The sequence below is a fragment of the Nakamurella lactea DSM 19367 genome, assembly GCF_000426645.1.
Taxonomy (GTDB): domain Bacteria; phylum Actinomycetota; class Actinomycetes; order Mycobacteriales; family Nakamurellaceae; genus Nakamurella; species Nakamurella lactea.
The window spans coordinates 559,264-578,115 of sequence record NZ_AUFT01000001.1; the positions used below are offsets into that span (position 1 = coordinate 559,264).

At 69.8% G+C, this 18,852-nt stretch carries 18 protein-coding genes; 6 read left to right on the plus strand and 12 right to left on the minus strand.

Going from position 1 to position 18,852, the window contains the following annotated elements; genetic code table 11:
* Window positions 1-133 precede the first annotated feature (133 nt).
* Window positions 134-1,567: a zinc-dependent metalloprotease gene (locus K340_RS27055; protein ID WP_037362246.1), complete on the plus strand. Its 1,434-nt coding sequence runs from the start codon at window positions 134-136 to the stop codon at window positions 1,565-1,567.
* 1 nt (window position 1,568) lies between these two features.
* Here the strand turns inward: K340_RS27055 and mgrA are convergent, their stop codons facing one another.
* Genes mgrA through K340_RS27060 form a run of 3 tightly spaced genes read right to left on the minus strand, consistent with a single transcriptional unit; the run spans window position 1,569 to window position 4,492 of the window.
* Complete coding sequence (gene mgrA / locus K340_RS0102785; RefSeq protein WP_029135578.1) at window positions 1,569-2,597, minus strand: L-glyceraldehyde 3-phosphate reductase; 1,029 nt, start codon at window positions 2,595-2,597, stop codon at window positions 1,569-1,571.
* A 30-nt stretch (window positions 2,598-2,627) separates the two neighbouring features.
* On the minus strand, window positions 2,628-3,287 hold the full coding sequence (locus tag K340_RS0102790; protein WP_029135579.1) for a response regulator transcription factor: 660 nt from the start codon (window positions 3,285-3,287) through the stop codon (window positions 2,628-2,630).
* Complete coding sequence (locus K340_RS27060) at window positions 3,284-4,492, minus strand: sensor histidine kinase (protein WP_154674037.1); 1,209 nt, start codon at window positions 4,490-4,492, stop codon at window positions 3,284-3,286. Before K340_RS27060 ends, K340_RS0102790 begins: the two co-directional genes overlap by 4 nt.
* Before the next feature lie 141 nt (window positions 4,493-4,633).
* On the opposite strand from K340_RS27060, the gene K340_RS0102800 reads away from it, so the two are divergent.
* From K340_RS0102800 to K340_RS0102820, 5 genes are all read left to right on the plus strand, one after another.
* Entirely contained in the window at window positions 4,634-5,524 is an 891-nt protein-coding gene (locus K340_RS0102800) for an ABC transporter ATP-binding protein (protein ID WP_029135580.1), read from the plus strand.
* Window positions 5,525-5,572: 48 nt separating this feature from the next.
* Window positions 5,573-6,358, plus strand: coding sequence for an ABC transporter permease (locus K340_RS27065; protein ID WP_051264869.1), 786 nt, complete (start codon window positions 5,573-5,575; stop codon window positions 6,356-6,358).
* A gap of 229 nt (window positions 6,359-6,587) precedes the next feature.
* Window positions 6,588-6,737 (plus strand): DUF5679 domain-containing protein, encoded by a 150-nt coding sequence (locus tag K340_RS36380; RefSeq protein WP_169726898.1) that lies wholly within the window; start codon window positions 6,588-6,590, stop codon window positions 6,735-6,737.
* 194 nt (window positions 6,738-6,931) lie between these two features.
* On the plus strand, window positions 6,932-7,993 hold the full coding sequence (locus K340_RS0102815; RefSeq protein WP_029135581.1) for a hypothetical protein: 1,062 nt from the start codon (window positions 6,932-6,934) through the stop codon (window positions 7,991-7,993).
* 89 nt (window positions 7,994-8,082) lie between these two features.
* Window positions 8,083-9,393, plus strand: a complete 1,311-nt coding sequence (locus K340_RS0102820; protein WP_029135582.1) for an ABC1 kinase family protein — start codon at window positions 8,083-8,085, stop codon at window positions 9,391-9,393.
* 28 nt (window positions 9,394-9,421) lie between these two features.
* Here K340_RS0102820 and K340_RS0102825 read toward each other — a convergent pair whose 3' ends face one another.
* From K340_RS0102825 to K340_RS27070, 9 genes are all read right to left on the minus strand, one after another.
* Window positions 9,422-9,607 carry a hypothetical protein gene (locus tag K340_RS0102825; RefSeq protein WP_029135583.1) on the minus strand — a complete coding sequence of 62 codons (186 nt, stop codon included), beginning with the start codon at window positions 9,605-9,607 and terminating at the stop codon, window positions 9,422-9,424.
* Between the two features lie 404 nt (window positions 9,608-10,011).
* A complete protein-coding gene (locus tag K340_RS0102830; RefSeq protein WP_037362249.1) occupies window positions 10,012-10,287 on the minus strand; it encodes a WhiB family transcriptional regulator in 276 nt (91 codons plus the stop codon).
* A 152-nt stretch (window positions 10,288-10,439) separates the two neighbouring features.
* Window positions 10,440-10,637, minus strand: coding sequence for a hypothetical protein (locus K340_RS0102835; RefSeq protein ID WP_029135585.1), 198 nt, complete (start codon window positions 10,635-10,637; stop codon window positions 10,440-10,442).
* Between the two features lie 220 nt (window positions 10,638-10,857).
* The gene (locus tag K340_RS0102840) at window positions 10,858-12,924 is read right to left on the minus strand and encodes an ATP-dependent DNA helicase UvrD2 (protein WP_029135586.1); all 2,067 of its coding nucleotides are present in this window, start codon (window positions 12,922-12,924) and stop codon (window positions 10,858-10,860) included.
* A 138-nt stretch (window positions 12,925-13,062) separates the two neighbouring features.
* Complete coding sequence (nudC, locus tag K340_RS0102845) at window positions 13,063-14,004, minus strand: NAD(+) diphosphatase (protein ID WP_245599409.1); 942 nt, start codon at window positions 14,002-14,004, stop codon at window positions 13,063-13,065.
* Window positions 14,001-15,392: a M16 family metallopeptidase gene (locus K340_RS0102850; RefSeq protein WP_051264871.1), complete on the minus strand. Its 1,392-nt coding sequence runs from the start codon at window positions 15,390-15,392 to the stop codon at window positions 14,001-14,003. The genes nudC and K340_RS0102850 overlap by 4 nt, the downstream gene beginning before the upstream one ends.
* A gap of 201 nt (window positions 15,393-15,593) precedes the next feature.
* Complete coding sequence (locus K340_RS0102855) at window positions 15,594-15,971, minus strand: SHOCT domain-containing protein (protein WP_029135589.1); 378 nt, start codon at window positions 15,969-15,971, stop codon at window positions 15,594-15,596.
* Window positions 15,972-16,075: 104 nt separating this feature from the next.
* A complete protein-coding gene (locus K340_RS0102860; RefSeq protein ID WP_407662196.1) occupies window positions 16,076-17,398 on the minus strand; it encodes a M16 family metallopeptidase in 1,323 nt (440 codons plus the stop codon).
* A 7-nt stretch (window positions 17,399-17,405) separates the two neighbouring features.
* Window positions 17,406-18,824: a M20/M25/M40 family metallo-hydrolase gene (locus K340_RS27070; protein WP_051264873.1), complete on the minus strand. Its 1,419-nt coding sequence runs from the start codon at window positions 18,822-18,824 to the stop codon at window positions 17,406-17,408.
* Window positions 18,825-18,852: the final 28 nt, after the last annotated feature.

An 18,852-nucleotide genomic window follows, 5' to 3' on the forward strand; every position in this document is an offset into this window, starting at 1 on the left:
GGCAACTGTAGGAGGTCGGTCCGGGTGCGGCCGCCACCGCGCTGCCGACCCGCGGGCGCTGGACCGTTCGCTCTGCGCGATAGCGAAGGCAATCAGCTGCCCGTCGGCGCGCTCGGCTGCGTACCGTGGAGACATGACGAACCTGCCATTCGGCTTCAACACCGGCGACGGCGACGACGACCCGGACCAACGTCCCGGCGGTTCCGGCGCGGGCGGCTTCGGGCCGGAAGGCTTCGACCTGAGCCAGTTGGGCAGCATGCTGTCCCAACTCGGACAGATGATGTCCGAGGCGGGCGGGCCCGGCGGCACCGCGGCCGGTCCGGTGAACTACGAGATGGCACAGAAGATCGCTCTGCAGGCGATTCCGGCCTCGCACCCGGCCAGTGCGGTCGACGTCGACAAGGTGCGGGAGGCGGTCCAGCTGGCCGAACTGTGGCTGGACGCCGCCACCTCGATGCCGGTCGCCACCCGCACGGCGACCGCCTGGTCGGCCCGCCAGTGGGTGGAGCAGACGATGCCGAACTGGCAGGCGCTGTGCACCCCGATCGCCGAGCGGGTCGCCTCGTCCTGGACCGAATCGCTGCCGCAGGAGATGGCCAGCCAGGTCGGGCCGCTGCTCGGCATGCTGGGTTCGATGGGCGCGATGACGTTCGGCACCCAGCTCGGCCAGGGTCTGGCGCAACTGTCCGGCGAGGTGCTCACCTCCACCGACGTCGGCCTCCCGCTCGGCCCGTCCGGGACGGCCGCGCTGCTCCCCCGCGCGATCGCCGAGTTCTCCCAGGGTCTGAGCATCGACGAGGACCAGGTCCGGCTGTACCTGGCTGCCCGCGAGGCAGCCCACCACCGGCTCTACGCCGCGGCCCCGTGGCTGCGCGACCGGGTGATCGCCTTGGTGCAGGCCTACGCCTCCGGCATCGCCGTCGACTTCTCCGAGATGGAGGATCTGGCGCAGAAGTTCGACCCGCAGAATCCGGCAGCCATCCAGGAGCTGCTGAGCGGTCAGGGCATGGCCGAGGGCATGTTCGAACCGAAGATCAGCGCCGGCCAGCAGACCGCGCTGCGCAACCTGGAAACCCTGCTCGCGCTGGTCGAGGGCTGGGTGGACACCGTGGTGACGCAGGCGGTCGGCGAACGCCTGCCCGGCGCCGGCGCCCTGCAGGAGACCATGCGCCGCCGGCGGGCCGCCGGCGGTCCCAGCGAGCAGGCCTTCGAAAGCCTCATCGGGCTGCAGATGCGACCCCGTCGGCTGCGTGCCGCCGCCGAGCTCTGGCAGGCGGTCGGCGAGTCCCGGGGCAACGACGGCAGGGATGCCCTGTGGGCCGATCCTGACCTGCTGCCGGGCGCTGACGATCTGGACGACCCGACCGGATTCGTCAAGCGCGACAAGGAGTTCAACGAACTGTTGGCCGGTCTCGACGGGCTCGACGACCTCAGCGGGCTGACCATCGGCGACGAGGCGAAGTCCGAGACCGAGAACGACGGGGATGACGAGACCGGCGGCGATGACGGAGAGGCCAGCGGGTCCGGCGACCAGCAGCCGCCGGACCCGACGCTGCGCGACGTCTGAGCTACACGGCGCTGGAGGACTTCCAGAGGTTGATGCCGCCGTCGACGGCGTGCTCGTCGATGGCCGTCAGCTCGTCGGCGGTGAACTCGAGGTTGCCGAGCGCGCCGAGGTTGTCCTGGAGCTGACGCACCGAGCTGGCACCGACCAGCACGCTGGTCACCCGTTCGTCCCGCAGCGCCCAGGCCAGCGCCAGCTGGGCCAGCGACTGGCCGCGGCCGGCGGCGATGTCGTTGAGCGCACCGATGTGACCGAGTGCCTCGTCGGACAACAGGCTCTTGCTCAGCGATCCCTCCCTTGCCGCCCTCGAGTCAGCCGGCACGCCCTTGAGGTAGCGGTCGGTCAGCATCCCCTGGGCCAGCGGGGAGAACGCGATGCAGCCGATTCCGCCCTCGCCGAGCACATCCAGCAGGCCGTTCTCGATCCACCGGTTGAGCATCGAGTACGACGGCTGGTGGATCAGCAGCGGTGTCCCCATCTCGGCCAACAGCTGCGCCGCCTGCTCGGTGCGCTCCGGTGAGTACGAGGAGATGCCGGCATACAACGCCCGGCCCGACTGCACGGCGGTGTGCAGCGCCCCCATCGTCTCCTCGAGCGGGGTATCCGGATCGGCGCGATGCGAGTAGAAGATGTCGACATAGTCCAGCTTCATCCGGCGCAGCGAATCGTCCAGGCTGTTCAGCAGGTACTTGCGGGAACCCCAGTTGCCGTACGGGCCCGGCCACATGTCGTAGCCGGCCTTGCTGGAGATCACCAGCTCGTTGCGGTACGGCCGGAAGTCCTGGGTGTAGATCTGCCCGAAGTTCGACTCGGCGGTGCCGTACGGCGGGCCGTAGTTGTTGGCCAGGTCGAAATGGGTGACGCCGAGGTCGAAGGCGCGGCGCAGGATCGAGCGCTGGGTGTCCAGCGGAGTCACCTCGCCGAAGTTCTGCCACAGACCCAGCGACACGGCGGGCAGCAGCAGCCCGCTGCGTCCGGTCCTTCGGTACTGCATGGCGGATTCGTAACGGTTTTCGGCGGCAACGTAGGTCATGGTGCAAATCCTGCCACCGATCCAGCCGGCTCAGCCCAGCAGCCCGGCCTCGTGCGCCAGGATGGCGACCTGCACCCTGTTGGTGGATCCGGTCTTCTCCAGCAGCTTGGAGACATGGGCCTTGACCGTCGCCTCACTCATGTACAACTCGCGGCCGATCTGGGCATTCGGCCAGCCGCGACCGACCGCGACCAGAACCTCCGACTCACGATCCGTCAACGCCGTGAGCCTGTGCAGCGCAGTCTGTTTGCGCCGATCACGGGAGTCGGCGGCGTAGTGGGTGATCAGCCGGCGGGTGACCGTCGGGGCCAACATCGCCTCGCCGGCCGCGATCACCCGGACGGCGTTCAGCAGTTCCAACGGCGGCGTGTCCTTGAGCAGAAAACCGGACGCCCCTGCCTGCAGCGCCCGGAAAACGTAGTCGTCGAGATCGAAGGTGGTCAGTACCAACACCTTCGGACCGTTCGCCAGGTCAGCCAGCTGACGGGTTGCCGTCAGCCCGTCGGTGCCGGGCATCCGGATGTCCATCAGCACCACGTCCGGCCGGTGCTCGGCGACCGCCCGCAGTGCCTGAGCGCCGTCGCCGGCCTCGCCCACCACCTCCAGGTCGGCGGCCGACTGCAGGATCATCCGCAGGCCGGCCCTGACCAGCTGCTCGTCATCGACGATCAGTACTCGGGTGGCAGTCATGACCGCCCAGTCTGCGCCAGGGTCACCCTGGCCGGCCAGGGCAGGTCCACTCGGAGCTGCCAGCCACCGTCGTCGGTCGGGCCGGACGAGAACGTCCCGTCGAGCAGGTCGACCCGTTCCCGCAGGCTGTCCAGGCCCGACCCGGAGCCGGGCAGCAGCGTCTCCGCACTGACCGGCCGCCGGTTGGCCACCACGACGATCAACCGGGAACCGGCGGATCCGCTCACCCGCACGCTGGTCGCTGCACCTCGCGCATGCTTGTGCACATTGGTCAGCGACTCCTGAATGACGCGAAATGCGGTGCGCCCCAAGGCCTCCGGCAGATCTGCGACGATCAGTTCGGAGTCGATGCGAATGCCGGCCGCGCGGGAAGCTGCGATCAGGCGCGGCACGTCGCTGTATCCGGGCTGCGGAGCGAGGGCCGTCCGCTCACCGTCGGCGCCGGCGGTGCGGAGCACCCCGAGCACGCCGCGCAGGTCCTGCAGCGCCTCGTGCGCCGTCGAGCGGATGAGCGCGGCGGTGTGTTCGACCTGTTCGGCCGGCGCCGACGCATTCACCTCAAGTCCGCCGGCATGCAGCGCGATCAGCGAAACCTTGTGGGCCAGCACATCGTGCATCTCGCCGGCGATCCTGGACCGCTCCGAGACCCTTGCCTGGGCCGCCCGCAGTTCTCGTTCGGACTCGGCCCGCTCGGCCCGATCCCGCAGCGACATCAGCAGATCGCGTCTGGCGCCGATGTAGGCGCCGCCGGCCGCCAGCGCGATGGTGAAGATGGCGAAGAAGACCACCGCATCCCAGGATTCACCGTCAGCCCCCCACGCGCCCAGGTTGTAGGCGCCCAGGTGAACGATCGCCAGCACGAACAGCGCCGGCCCACGGCGCCTGATCGCGGTCGAGAACAGCCCGATGGAGGCCAGCGGGAACACGCTCGTCAGAGCCATCACCAGGCAGCCGACGACGGTCAGCAGCACCGGGCGGCTGCGACGCCACCACAGCAGGACGATGGCCGATCCGGCCAGCACGATCGACCACTGCCGCCCGACGATACCGAGCTGAACTCCGTCGGACAGCGTCATCCCCGCGGTGATCGCCACCGCGACCGCGATGAAGACGACGTCGTGCGTGCGCGGACTGATCCGTCGCCAGATCGCGGTCGCGGCAATCCATCTGCCGCGGCCCCAGCGCAGCAACGCCCAGTCGTCCACCCGCCCAGCCTACGAAGCAACCGCGCCCGGCGCCGCCGCCGAAGGTTCAACAGACCGCCGGCGAACCGCTACTTTCGTCGGGGGTAGCCGCAGACGAAGAGTCGATGTGCCGGGCTGGGTGCTGCGGCAACACTCGATTCCATGATCACCGTTGAGCACCTGACCAGACGCTACGGCCGCTTCACCGCCGTCGACGACATCTCCTTCCACTGCGCACCCGGCACCGTTACCGGCTTCCTCGGACCGAACGGCGCCGGCAAGTCCACCGCACTGCGCGCGCTGACCGGGCTCACCCCGCCGACCTCCGGAACCGCGACGATCGCCGATCGCCGGTACGTCGACCTGCCGAACCCCGGCCGGGTGGTCGGCGTGATGCTGGACGCCGCCGCCCAGCACCCCGGCCGGACCGGCCTCGAGACCCTGCGACTGTCGGCCACCATGCTTCGGGTGCCGACGGCCAGGGCCGGCGAAATGCTGGAGCGGGTCGGGCTGGCCGACGCCGGCAAGCGCCGGGTCGGCAACTACTCGCTGGGCATGCGACAGCGGCTGGGCATCGCCAGCACCTTGATGGGCGATCCGGAGGTGCTGATCCTGGACGAACCGGCCAACGGGATGGACCCGGAAGGCATCCGCTGGATGCGTGGGCTGCTGCAGGACTTCGCCGCCCGCGGCGGCACCGTCCTGCTCTCCAGTCATCTGCTGGGCGAGGTGCAGGCAACGGTCGATCACCTGGTGGTGATCGGCCAGGGCCGGATCGTCGCCCAGGGCGCGTTGAGCGAGCTGCTCAGTGGCCACGGCACCGTCGTGCTCGGGCTCTCGCCGGCGGGTCTGCGGACCGCGTTGGAATCCGCCGGGCTCAGCACGGTGCCGGCCGCCGACGGTCGGTGGAAGGTCGACGGCACCGCCGAGCAGGTCGGCCGGGCCGCGGCTGCGGCCGGCGAGGTGCTGCTGGAGTTGCGAGATGCCGACTCCGCTCTCGAGGACCTGTTCTTCGAGCTCACCGACTCCGTCGATCGACGGCACGCAGCCTGATCCCGTCAGCCACCCTCACCACCGAACACCCCCTTCAGGAGATTCCTCATGAGCACCGCAACTGCCCCAGCGGTACGCACACCGCAACCGGTCCGTTCACCGATCCGACCCGTCTCGTTCCTGTCGATGCTGCGGGTCGAGACCCGCAAGCAGATCGATACCAGGGGCGGCCGCTCGCTGCTGGCGATGATTCTGGCCTTCGTGGTGATCATCACCGCCTGGTACGGCATCGACCCACCGGACGGCACCATCCGGTTCAACCAGTTCGCTCCCCCGGCGCTGCAGATCCTGGTGATGTTCGTGCCGGTGATCGCGATGCTGGCGATGACGGTGGAGTGGACCCAGCGGACCGCGCTCACCACCTTCACCTTGGCGCCCCGCCGGCTGCCGGTGATCGCCGCGAAGTATCTGTCCGCTATCGGGCTGACGATGGCCGTGGTGGCCGCCTCTATCGCGCTGATGGCCGCCGGCGCGTGGCTGGCCGGAACCGTCAGCGGCGTCGGCACCGATTTCTCCGGCCTCGGCACCGTGGTGCTCGGACCGGTGATCAACGGCCTGCTGACGACGATCATGGCCGCCTCGATCGCGCTGGCCATCGGTCAGACCGCTATCGCGATCGCCGTCTACTTCGTCCTGCCGACGGCGTTCTCGTTCCTGGCCTTCTCGCTGCTGAAGGGCGCCGCCCCGTGGTTCGACGTCTTCACCGCGTTCGAGCGGCTGTCCGGCTCCGATCCCTGGACGGACCTGCCCAAGACGCTCACCTCGGTCGGAATCTGGGTGGTGTTGCCGGCAGCGATCGGCATCACCAGAGCTCTGCGGCGCGAGGTGAAGTAGCCATTTCTCGCCCCGGCGGTCGCGCCGGTCAAGTCACAGGCGTCACAATCGGCCCGCAGATCACGTCGAACGCCTGCCGTTTTGTTCCTAACGCCTCATTTATCATTGACTGTCCGAAACCTAAGCGTGCGCCTACGCTCCGCCGAGCGTGCGGACAGGTAGCGTGAGCGGCGATTCCGAGCACGATGCGCTCGGACCCCCTCGGGGAAGACAGCAGAGAGGAAGTGCCATGGCTGAGACCTACAACGGCTACTGCGTCAAGTGCAAGGAGAAGCGCGACTTCGAGGGCGAGGTGCACGAGACCAACGGCCGCCGGATGGCCAAGGGCATCTGTCCGGTCTGCGGGACCAAGATGAACCGGATCCTCGGCAAGGCCTGACCCACCTCCTTGCCGGCGCCCGCCGGCACGCTCCTCGACGCCGGATCGCTCACGCGGTCCGGCGTCGAGCAGTTTCCGGTCACTGCTCGGGTCCGGCTCACGTCGATCGCCTCGCGGTTGCCTGTGGACAACTCGGGGTCGGGCCCGGCGAATGTGCCAGGCTGCCCAGAACGTCGAGACTGAGGGGGCGGGCGATGACCACGATCGGGATCCCGGCACAACCCGCAGCCGGCCGGCCACCGGTCCCGACAGGTCCGCAGCTGCGGCTCGGCGCCGGCGTCCGGGTCATTCAACGCGACCGCCGCCGGCTGCAGATCGGCACCGATGCACCGCGCCGGGTGATCGTGCAGAACCCGCCACCGGCCGCGGCCGAGGTGCTGTCCGGGCTGGACGGGAACGAACCGGCCGGGCAGGTGATGGACCGGGTCGGCAGCCATCCGCAGCTGTGGGGCGATCTACTGGTCCAGCTGGTCGACGCCGGGCTGCTCGGTCGATCCGGCACCGGACCGGTCGCCGACCGGTTGCTCGGCCACGAGGCGGAACGCGCCCACCTCACGCACCGGTACGGAACGCACCAGGCTGACGTGCTGCTCGGCCGGCGGGCCGACGCCATGGTCGAGATCCGTGGCACCGGTCCGGTCGCCTGCGCGATGGCCCTGCAGTTGGCGGCCAGCGGCATCGGGCACGTCTACCACGCCCCCGACCGACAGCTGCGGCCGCACGACCTGCTGCCACCGGATGCCTCGCCCGGCGGCGTCGACGACCGGGCCAGGCTGGCGGCCCGGCTACGCGCGGTGTCCGAGCGGATCCAGGTGCATCCGGTGGCCGGGCATCAACGGGCCGGTTTCATCGTGCTGGCCGGTGACGGGCCGGCGGATGCCGCGGCGGCCCGGGCCCTGGTCGCCGAGGACGTCCCGCACCTGGCCGTCTCGGCCGGTGCCGCCCGGGCAGTGGTCGGGCCGCTGGTGCTGCCCGGCATCTCCAGCTGCCTGTGGTGTGCCGAGTTGACCAGGACCGACGCCGATCCGGGCTGGCCACTGGTGCGGCAGGCCATGCTCGACCGGCCGCAGCCGCCGCCCGCGGTGCTGGCGGCCGGTGCCGCCGCGATTGCCACCGCCGAGGTCCTCGACCTGGTGCAGGGGGTGCAACAGCCCAGCACGGTCGACGGCACCGTCGAATGGGGGGCGGCCGGCCTGCCACGCCGGCGGAGCTGGCCGCGGCGTCCCGACTGCGGCTGCGGCGCGAACCACGGATGACGGGCCGCGGTCGGACGGGCCGCGGTCGGCTGCGCGGCGCGAGCGCGATTTCGGCACCCTGCGCCGCAGTCGACTGACACAATGGCCTGGTGTCCGAGATTCCACGGGGTGCCCTGGGAAGGACTGCCCGTCTCGCCAGCCTGCCGCTGTCCGCCGCCGGCCGGTTCACCATGGGCTGGGGACAGCGGATGCTCGGCGCCGACCGCGCCGAAGTGAGCGTTGAGCTGCAGCGCCGGACGGCCGAGCAGCTGTTCGAGGTGCTGGGCACTCTCAAGGGCGGCGCGATGAAGTTCGGCCAGGCCCTCTCGGTGTACGAGGCGGCCATCCCCGACGAGTTCGCCGAGCCGTACCGGGAAGCACTGACCAAGCTGCAGAACGCCGCTCCGCCGATGCCGGCCGAGCGGGTGCACCGGGTGATGGCCGAACAGCTGGGCCGCGGCTGGCGGTCGCATTTCGCCGAGTTCGACGCCGGCGCCGCGGCCGCAGCCAGCATCGGCCAGGTGCACAAGGCCACCTGGAAGGACGGCCGCGAGGTCGCCGTCAAGATCCAGTACCCGCGGGCGGAGGCGGCCCTGCGGGCAGACCTGACCCAGCTCAGCCGGGTCGCCCCGCTGTTCGGCCTGCTGATCCCCGGGGTGGCGGTGAAGCCGCTGCTGGCCGAGATGCGGGATCGGCTGATGGAGGAGCTGGACTACGCGGCCGAGGCCGACAACCAGCGGGCGTTCGCCGCCGAGTACGACGGCGATCCCGACATTTTCGTCCCGAAGATCGTCGCCAGCGCTCCCCAGGTACTGGTGTCCGAATGGGTTGACGGCGTCGGCGTGTCATCGATCATCGCCACCGGCACCACACCGCAGCGTGACCTGGTCGGACGGCTGCTCACCGAGTTGCACTTCGGTGCCCCGGCCAGGGTGGGGCTGCTGCACGCCGACCCGCACCCGGGCAACTACCTGCTGACGCCAGACAACCGGCTCGGTGTCATCGATTTCGGCTCGATCGCCCGGTTGCCGGACGGCTCTCCCCCGGTGATCGGCGAGGTGTCCCGGCTGGCGCTGGAACGGCGGGCGGACGAGGTCCTGGATCTGCTGCGCGCCGAGGGTTTCGTTCCCGACAGGTTCGAACCGGACCCGGTGGAACTGATGGAGTACGTCGCACCGTTCGTAGAGCCGTTGCGGCACGCGACATTTCACTTCACCCGAAGCTGGATGCAGCAACAGGCCGCCAGGATGACGGACCTGTCGAGCACCGAGTCCAAGCTTGCCCGCAACCTCAACCTGCCACCGAGTTTTCTGATGATCCACCGGGTCACCTTCGGCTCCATCGGCGTGCTGTGTCAGTTGGGAGCGACCGCGCCGTTCCGGGAGATCGTGGAGCGCTGGCAGCCAGGTTTCGCCCGGTAGCGAGCAGATCGGTGGCAGGCCCGTCGGGCTACCACCACTGCTGGTCGAGCCTGGATTCGATCGCCCGCAGATGTTGCCGGGCACAGTCGTCGCAGTAGTACACCGGACCGCGGCGCGGATCGGATTCGAGTACCCAGGTGATCGGCGGCCCCGCCTGCTGCCGCCCGCACCACGCGCAGCTGACGACCGGCTGCCGACCGTCGGCGTCATCCATCCGACCACCGTACCCAGCACCACCGACCGGCCAGGGGAACGCCGCTACCCCCGCCGGCGGACGGCCGGCGGGGGTAGCGGTACTGATGCTCGTCGCGACGCGGCGAGCGGTTGCCGATCACTATCAGCCATGACGGCTGGAACGGCGTTGCTTCCGAGTGGAACGCAGTCGGCGAGCCATTCGGATGGCCTCGAGATCCCGCTGCGTCTGACGCATTCGGTCCCTCGACAGTTCTTCCATGAGCAAATGCATGGTGTGACTCCTGTAGGTGTGGGCGGACGACCGGCGGCCGTTCGCAGTGGCGCTGAGCGATTGCTCATCGCTGGTGGTGCTTCGACTTCTTCCCGATGCCTTCAATCCGTTGGGCTGCAGGGCCTTTCGGATCAGTGCGGGACGGGTGGTGGTCATGCCGCGACCTTGCGTGGCCGCCCGCGAGGCCGCTTGCGGGCGATCACGGTGCCGCGATCGATGATCTCGCCGCCCCAGACGCCCCACGGCTCACCCCGGTCCAGGGCGCCCTCGAGGCACAGGGCCTTGGCCGGGCAGTCGGCACACAGTGCCTTTGCCCGCTCCAGGTCGTCCGGCTTCTCGGCGAACCACAGGTCCGGATCGCCGATGTGACAGGGGAGATCCTCGGTGAAGATCGGGTCGATCTCGTCTGGCAAGAGCGTCTCGATCATGACTGCCTCACCTCCATGGTGTTGGTGTGTTGAGCACGGAACCGGTTGGAACCGCGCAGGTTTGGCGGGTTCTAGGTCGGTTCCGATACACCACGGCCGCGGTGTCCCGAACTGCTCGGGGACCCGCGGCCGGAGGAGAGGCGACTGGTGAGCTAACCCAGTTGACCCCCGGTCCGACCCAGGGTGGCGTCGACGACGCCGAAGACTTCGCCGGCGGCGAGGACACCGATCGTGCCCTGCGCGGCCCGCTGACGCACCGGAACGGTGGTCGGCATTGCCTTCTGAGAATCCGCAACGAAGAAGGCAGAGCTGTCGCCACCGTCCAGGAACTTGATGATGGTGGTGTTCACGACCTTGCCTCCTCTCGTTGCGGCCTGGTTCTGGTCGGAACCGGGCAGTCTCGGATGTAGCTGACGTTCAGATGTGGTGCCACGCGAAGCGGGCAAGAGCAAGACTACGACGCGTACACCCCGGTCACAACCGAATAAACGGTGATTCCGAGAAAAAGTTCTCCGGCATCCGGGTGAATCGGTGGAAGACCTACGGCGCTCGGCCCGATCGGCCGCCGGCTCACCTGGTTCGGGTCACCAGTTCGAGTACGTCCGTCCCATAGTGATCGAGTTTCGAGCGCCCGATTCCCGGAATCGCCAGCAGCGCATCGGCATCCGTCGGCCGACGCTCGGCAATCGCGAACAGGGTCGCGTCCGAGAACACCACGTACGCCGGGACCGAGTCGTCGCTTGACCGCTGTCGACGCCAGTCCCGCAGCGCCTCCACCAACTCCGGATCGGCGGTCGACGGGCAGTTCTCGCACCGCCCGATCTTGATCGCCGCCGGTGTGGCCAGCGGCCCGCCACAGATCCGGCACCGTCCCGCCGCGCGGGTCCGGCTGCCGACCGGCAGATCCGGTGCCAGCCCGGTCAGGAACCGGCTGCGGCGGCGACTGCGCCGGCCGCCCTCGGTCCGCGACAACGCCCACGACATGGCCAGCCTGGTCCTGGCTCTGGTCACGCCGACGTAGAACAGCCGGCGTTCCTCCTCCACCTGTTCCGGGGTATCGGCGTGCTGGATCGGCAGGGTGCCGTCGGTCAGGCCTACCAGGAACACCGAATCCCACTCGAGCCCCTTGGCCGCGTGTAGCGAGGCCAGCGTCACCCCGTCGATGCTCGGCGCATGCTGCGCCTCCGCACGTTGTTCGAGTTCGCCGACCAATTGGGGTAGCCCGGCGGTTGCCTCGGCGTCGGCCAGTTCCTCGGCGATCGACACCACGCCGAGCAGCGAGTCCCACCGGTCGCGCAGCGCTCCGGCCGGTGGCGGATCGTCGGACAGCCCGATCGGCGCCAGCAGTCGGCGCACCGTCGTCACCAACTCGGGGTCGACGGCTGCCGCGTCCGGATCGTCGGCCTGGCCGTTGGCGGCCCCGGCCTGCTGCGCCGCACCGCGCAGGGTGACCATCGCCTGGCGCACTTCGGCCCTGGCGAAGAACCGCTGCCCACCCCGCACCACATACGGCACCTTCGCCGCCGTCAGCGCCTGCTCGTAAGCCTCCGACTGGGCGTTGATCCGGAACAGCACCGCCATCGACGACGCCGGGCTGCCGCCGTCGATCCTGGCGGCGATCTGCCCGGCCACCGCGGCCGCCTCGGCCGGCTCGTCCGGGAACTCGTTGAATGTTGCCTCGGGCCCGTCCGGCAGCACCGCCGTCAACTTGAGCCGCAGCCGGGCGGCCGAGCCGGTGGCGCCGGCGATGATCCGGTTGGCCAGCGTCACCACCTGCGGGGTGGACCGGTAGTCGCGTTCCAGCCGGACAACCGTCGCCTCCGGGTACTTGCGGTCGAAACCGAGCAGGTACTTCGGCGACGCACCGGCGAAGGAGTAGATCGTCTGGTTGGCGTCGCCGACAACGGTCAGCTGGTCGCGGCCGCCGAGCCAGGCATCCAGCATCCGCTGCTGCAGCGGCGTCACGTCCTGGTACTCGTCGACCACGAAACACCGGTAGCGGGCCCGGAACTCGCGGGCCACCGACTCGTCGGTCTCCAGGATCGCGCACGCGTGCAGCAAAAGGTCGTCGAAGTCCAACTGCTCCGACTCGCTCTTGATCGACTCGTACACCGCGAACACCTTCGCCGCGGTCTCGACCGCAACCGGGGTGTCCCGCAGGGTGGCGGCGACCGCCTGTTGGTAGGTGTCGGGCGCGGCCAACGTCGCCTTCGCCCACTCGATCTCCCCCGCCAGGTCGCGCAGGGTGGCGGTGTCGGTGCCGGCGCCGACCCGGCGCGAGGCCATCGCGACCAATCGCATCTTGTTCTCCAGCACCGGCCACAGGCTGCCGCCGACCGACCGCGGCCAGAAATAGCGCAGCTGCTTGAGGGCCGCCGAGTGGAAGGTGCGGGCCTGCACGCCGGGCACGCCCAGCGCGCGGAGCCGAAGGCGCATCTCGCCGGCCGCCCTGGTGGTGAAGGTGACCGCCAGCACCTCGGACACCGGGTGCGCGCCGGTGGAGATCAGCCTGGCGATCCGGTGGGTGATGGTGCGGGTCTTGCCGGTGCCGGCGCCGGCCAGCACACAGACCGGGCCGGACGGTGCGAGCACCGCCCCTCGTTGCCCGTCGTCCAGGCCGGCCAGCAGATCCGTCACGAGAGCCGCCCTCTCGCGCCTCGGGGACTGCCCTCCCTCGGTGCTGACGGTTCGTTCGTCAACTCGCTCACGCCCGCCAGTTTCGCACACCTGTACTACCGAGGGTCAAGTTGTCCACACAGCTCGGTCGCTGACGGCTCACCCCGCCGCGGCCCAGCCTTCGATCATCCGGCGGGCGATCGAGATCGAACCGGACAACACGATCTCGGCGCCGCCGGTACCGGGCCCGGCCCAACCGGCGCCGTTGCCGTCGCCGGCCAGGATCCGCCGGACCGTTTCCCGGCTGACCCAGTGCGCCTCGGAGATCTCCCCGGCCCGCGGATGCAGCTCGATGCCCGGCTCGGCCCGGGCGGCGAAGCCGATCATCAACGAACGGGGAAACGGCCAGGGCTGGGAGGCCAGGTAGTGCACGTCGGTGACGGGGATGCCGATCTCCTCGCCGATCTCCCTGACCACCGTCTGCTCCAACGACTCACCGGCCTCGGTGAAGCCGGCCAGCACCGAGAACCGGCCCTTGGGCCAGTTCGGTTGGCTGGCCAGCACCATCTTGTCGGCACCGTCGTGCACCAGCACGATCGCGGCCGGGTCGGTCCGCGGGAACTCCTGATGGCCCTGCCCACAGGTGCGCGACCAGCCGTCCGGTGCCGGCACACTCGGCTGCCCGCAGGTCGGGCAGAACGCTCCCCTGGCGTGCCAGCCGAGCACCGCGACGGCACTGACCAGCAGGCCGGCGTCGGTGTCGTCCAGCAGTAGTCCGAGTTCGCGGAGCGTGGGTCCCTCGACGTCGACGTCGGGGATCGCCCAGTGATCGACGCCGTCGACAACGCCGAGCAGCACGCCCCGGTGGGGCAACCCCGGCCCGGTGGCCGGCTGCCAGTCGGGCCGGCCGTCGACGGCCGCGATGGCGCCGGTCGGCCCCACCCGCAGCACCCTCGCATCGGGCCAGGCTGCCGTCATCCGCTCCGGCACGCGCAGGTCCTCGTCCCGGTCTGCGGTGCCACGGCTGAGCGTCGGCAGTTCGATGTCGAACGGCGCGCCGGCGCTGCCCTGCCGGGTGATACCCGGGTGCTGCTCTGTCACCCGGGATCCACGTCGCCGAGCCGTTGCAACGACGCCTCGACGGCCCCCCGGTCGCCGACCACCACCCCGGTGAAGGCGCTGGGCGCCAGATACTTCGCCGAGACCGCCGCCACCTCGTCGGCGGTGACCGCGGCCAGCCTGGCCGGGTGATCGCGCAGCCACTGCAGGTCCTGACCGGCGCCGTGGATCGCCGATACGGTCGAGGCGTAACCGGCCTGCGTCGCCAGCGAGATCGCCAGCGAGCCCAACGCGTAGTTGCGGGCGGACTCGACCTCGGCGGCGCCCGGCGCGGTCAGGGCGATCCTGCCGAGCTCGTACCGTGTTTCCAGCAGCGCAGCGGCGGTCGCGTCGGTGGCACAGTCGAAGGACACCGTCATCGCGGCGGTCCCCGGCCAGAACTCGATCGCCGAGTGGGCACTGTAGGTGTAGCCCTTGTCCTCGCGGATGTTCTCCACCAGGCGGGACGAGAAGTACCCGCCGAACACCAGGTTGGCGATCTGCAGGGCGGCATAGTCCGGCGATCCGCGACCGACCGCCGGAGCGGTCAGCCGAACCTGGGATTGCACCGACCCGTTGCGGTGCACCAATTGCACTGGCCCGCCGGTGATCGGCGGCGGGGTCGCCAGCGTGGTGGCCGGGTGGTCGGCCGCCCAGCCGGCCAACGTCGCGGCGGCCAGCCCGACCGCCTTGCCCGGCTGCAGGTCGCCGACCAGTACCAGGGTGGCGCCGTCCGGGACCACCGATCGCCGGTGCAGGCCGCCGACGGCAGCCGGCCCGACCGTGTTCACCAGCTCGGCGTCTGGCATCTCCCAGGCCGCCGGGTGGTCGCCGAATCGGCGATGCTGCAACGCCATCCTGGCCACCACGCCGGGCTGCGCCTTCGCCAGCCGCAGGTACTCGACCAGCCGGTCGCGTTCGCCGAGCACGTCCCGCCTGCGGTATGCCGGCGACGTCAGCAGCTCGGTCAGCAACCCCAGCAAGTCGGGGAGCCCGTTGGACAGCACCGACCCGCTGTACAGCAGGCGTTGCGGATCGACCGCGGTGTCCAGGTGCGCACCGAGGTCGGCCAACGCCATGTCCACCTGGAAACGATCCCGGTCGGCGGTGCCGAGCATCGCACTCGCGGCCAGTACCTCGGCCCTGGCCGCGCGCAGTTCGGTGCGCCCGCCGAACGGGATGCGCAGTCGGACCTCCACCAGCGGGGCTCCGGGTCGGCGCACCGCGACCACGCGCAGTCCGTTGTCCAGCACCGCACTTTCGGCGGCTGGTACCCGGGAGGCGCGGACCTTCATCAGCGGCGGCACCGGCCGCGGGCCGATGTCGGTCCTGGCGATCTGCTCGGCGGTCCGTGCGACGGTCCTTCTGCGCCCGGCGGCGGTCCTGGCCATCACTCGTTCTCCCCCGCTGCCTGTCTATCCGGGTCGACTGCTCGGAGCCGCCGGCCTGATCCGGCGATCATGGCTCAGGCTAGCGCCTGGGTGACCGGCGCCTGGCCCCTGGTCGGCATCCGGACGCGACGCCGGGCACAAGCGTGGCCCGACATGCACCAGCATGACGGGCCACGTTCGCTTCGCCCTGAGGGCCTCGATTCAGGCCAGGGCCTTCGCCTTGAGGCTGTCGAATTCGGGCTGGGTGATCGCACCGGAGTCCAACAACTCCTTGGCCCGGGCGATCTGGTCGGCAGGACTGGTCTGGGCCACCGACTGGATGTACGAGTCGGCCGCCCTCCGCGCGTCCTGGGCGGCCGCGATCTGGCGGTCACCCATCCCCTTTCCGCGGACGATGAGATACACCAGCATGGTGATCAACGGGACGATCAGCAGGCAGACGATCCAGATCGCCTTCCACCATCCGGACAGTTCGCGGTCACGGAACAGGTCTGCGATGACCTGGAACAGCATCATCAGATAGCAGACGAAGAAGAAGGCCCATACCAAAAGCCAGAAGAACTGCCAGAAGCTAGTCACGTCATACCCCTTTACGGTCGGCGCGGATCGCCACTCGTCGAAGCAGAGCGTACGACGTCACCCCCGACAAATGCGCGATTGGCCCGGCGTGTGAGGTTTGTTCGTTATTGGTCGTCCGGTCCGCACCGGATCTCCAGCACGGCACAGCGTTCCGGATCCAGGCTACGGGCGGCGCCCGCGACATCCGCCGGGGTGATCTCGGCGAGCATCGCCGGCAACTCGTTCAGCAGCTCGGCCCGCCCGTACAGCAGCTCAAGTCCGCCGAGGGAGCGGGTCCTGGTACCGATGTCGTCGTTCTCCCGGTAGAGGCCGGAGCAGAACCGGATCAACGCCCGGTTCAACTCGTCCGGGTGCGGCCCCGACCGTGCGACCTGGTCGATCTGGGCGGTGCAGGCATCGATCACCTCGTCGGCGGTGTGCTCGGGGGTGTGGATCGCGCCGAGCACGAACACGTCCGGGTCCCTGGATTCCAACGGCCCGCCCATCAGTCCGGGCGCGGCCCAGGCCTGGGTCGCCAACCCTTCGGTGACCACGTGCTCCTGCAGCCGGGAGGCCTCGCCGTCCGAGAGCACCCCGCCCAGCAACACGTGCGCCAGGTAGCCCGGCAGATCGTCGGCCGGGTCGGGCAGCCGCCAGCCGACGGCCAGTGCCGGTGCGGTGGCCAGCTCGTCGTGGTGCACGACCCGGTTCACCGCCGACGGGCCCGGTTCGGCGAACGATGGTCGCACCGGCGCCGGCCGGTGCGGAACGTCCGCGAAGTGCGAACCAGCCAGGTCCAGCGCCATCCCCGGATCGAAATCGCCGCAGACGGTGAGCACCGCATTGGCCGGCGTGTAGTACGAATCGAAGAACTCGGCGCAGTCTGCGACGGTTGCCGCCTTCAGGTCGACGAAGTCGCCGTATCCGTTGTGTGCGTTGGCGAACGAGTTGAACAACACCGGTGGCAGCAGGATCCACGGGAACCCGCCGTATGGCCGGTTCAGTACGTTCAGCCGGATCTCCTCGCTCACCACATCGACCTGGTTCGCCAGGTTCTCGGCGGTGATCATCGGCGCGCGCATCCGGTCCGCCTCAAGGAACAGACCGCGTTCCAGACCCGCTGCCGGCAGCACCTCGTAGTAGTCGGTGTAGTCGAAATGGGTCGACCCGTTGAACACTCCGCCCGAGGACTGCACGAGCCGGAAGTGCTCGAGCTTGGGCAGCGACTCGCTGCCCTGGAACATCAGGTGCTCGAAGAGGTGGGCGAACCCGGTGCGGCCCTGCGGCTCCGACCGGAACCCGACGTCGTAGTGCACCGCGATCCCGACCACCCCAGCACCACGCTCGGGTGAGAGCACCACCCGCAGCCCGTTGTCCAACACGTGGCGCTCGATCGGGAACTGCGGCGGCGGGATCCGTCGCTGTTTGCGGGCACGTTTCGCCGTCACGCCGGTGCTAGTTTCCACGGGATGCTCCCAGTCCGGTCCGGCCCAGTTCGGCCAGCTCCCGCCAGAGCAGCGCAACCGCCTCACAACCCTTGCGCAGCAATGCCAACGGTGCCCTCTCGTTCGGCGCGTGGACCTGGTCGTCGTCCGTCATCACGCCCAGGAACACCATCGGGGCGCCGATCGCGGCTACCAGGTCCGCCTCCGGCCCGGACCCGCCTTCCCTGGTGAGCAGCACGGTGTCGGTGTCGAAGGCCCCGCCGAGTGCGCGCTGGGTGGCCGCCGTCGCCGGATGCTGCGGATCGGTGAACAGGGGCGAGACGCCGTCCCCTTCCCAGGTCAGCTCGGCCATCAGCCCGGCCCGCACCTGGTCGGCGAAGTATCCGGTGATGGCCGCGCGGATGGCTGCCGGGTCCTGCCGGCCGACCAGCCGGAAGCTGAGCTTGGCGTAGGCGTCCGTGGGAATGATCGTCTTGCCACCTGGACCGGTGTAGCCACCGTAGATGCCGTTGATCTCGGCGGTCGGCCGGATACCGATCCGCTCGAGCGTCGAGTAGCCCGCCTCGCCCCAGGTTGCCCGCGAGTGCGCGGGACCGGCCAGCCAGGCCGTTTCGTCGAAGGGCAGTGCTGCGGTGGTCGTCCGGTCCGCTTCGGTCGGCTCGATCACACCCTGGTAGAAGCCCGGGATGGTGATGTGGCCGTGCTCGTCGTGCATTCCGGCGAGCAGCCGGGCCAGCTCGGTGATCGGGTTCGGTACCGCCCCGCCGAAGATGCCCGAATGCAGGTCGACCTCCGGCCCGTGCACATGCAGTTCGCCGCTGACCATGCCGCGCATGCCGACGCACAGCGAGGGAGTCTGGGCATCGAAGATGCCGGTGTCGCTCACCACGATCAGGTCGGCGTCCAACCGACCGTCCAGATCGGCCAGCAGGTCGGCGATGTGCGGGCTGCCGGACTCTTCCTCGCCCTCGACCAGCAGAGTCAGGTCGACCGCGGGGGCGCTCCGCCCGGTGGCGGCAAGGTGCGCGGTGAGACCGAGCAGGTGAAGGCCGATGTTGCCCTTGTCGTCGCTGGCGCCGCGACCGTACAGCACCTCGTCGATCACCATCGGTTCGAACGGCGGGTGGGTCCAGCGGTCCTCGCCGTCGGCCGGCTGGACGTCGTGGTGGCCGTAGACCACCACCCGCACGGCATTCGCGTCGCCGGAGGGCCAGTGCGCGTAGACCGCCGGCTGGTAGGGACCCGAATCCAGCACCTCGACCTGTGGAAACCCGGTACGCCGCAAGGCCTGTGCCAGGAATTCGGCGCTGGCCCCCACTTCCGGCAGTCGGTCCGGGTCGGCGCTCACCGAGGGGATCGCCACCCATTGCGACAGGGTCGTCACCCAGGCGTCGAATCCGTCGGCCACAGCCTGGCGTTCGCTCGTCATGCCCCTGACCCTATGCCCGCGCCCCGGG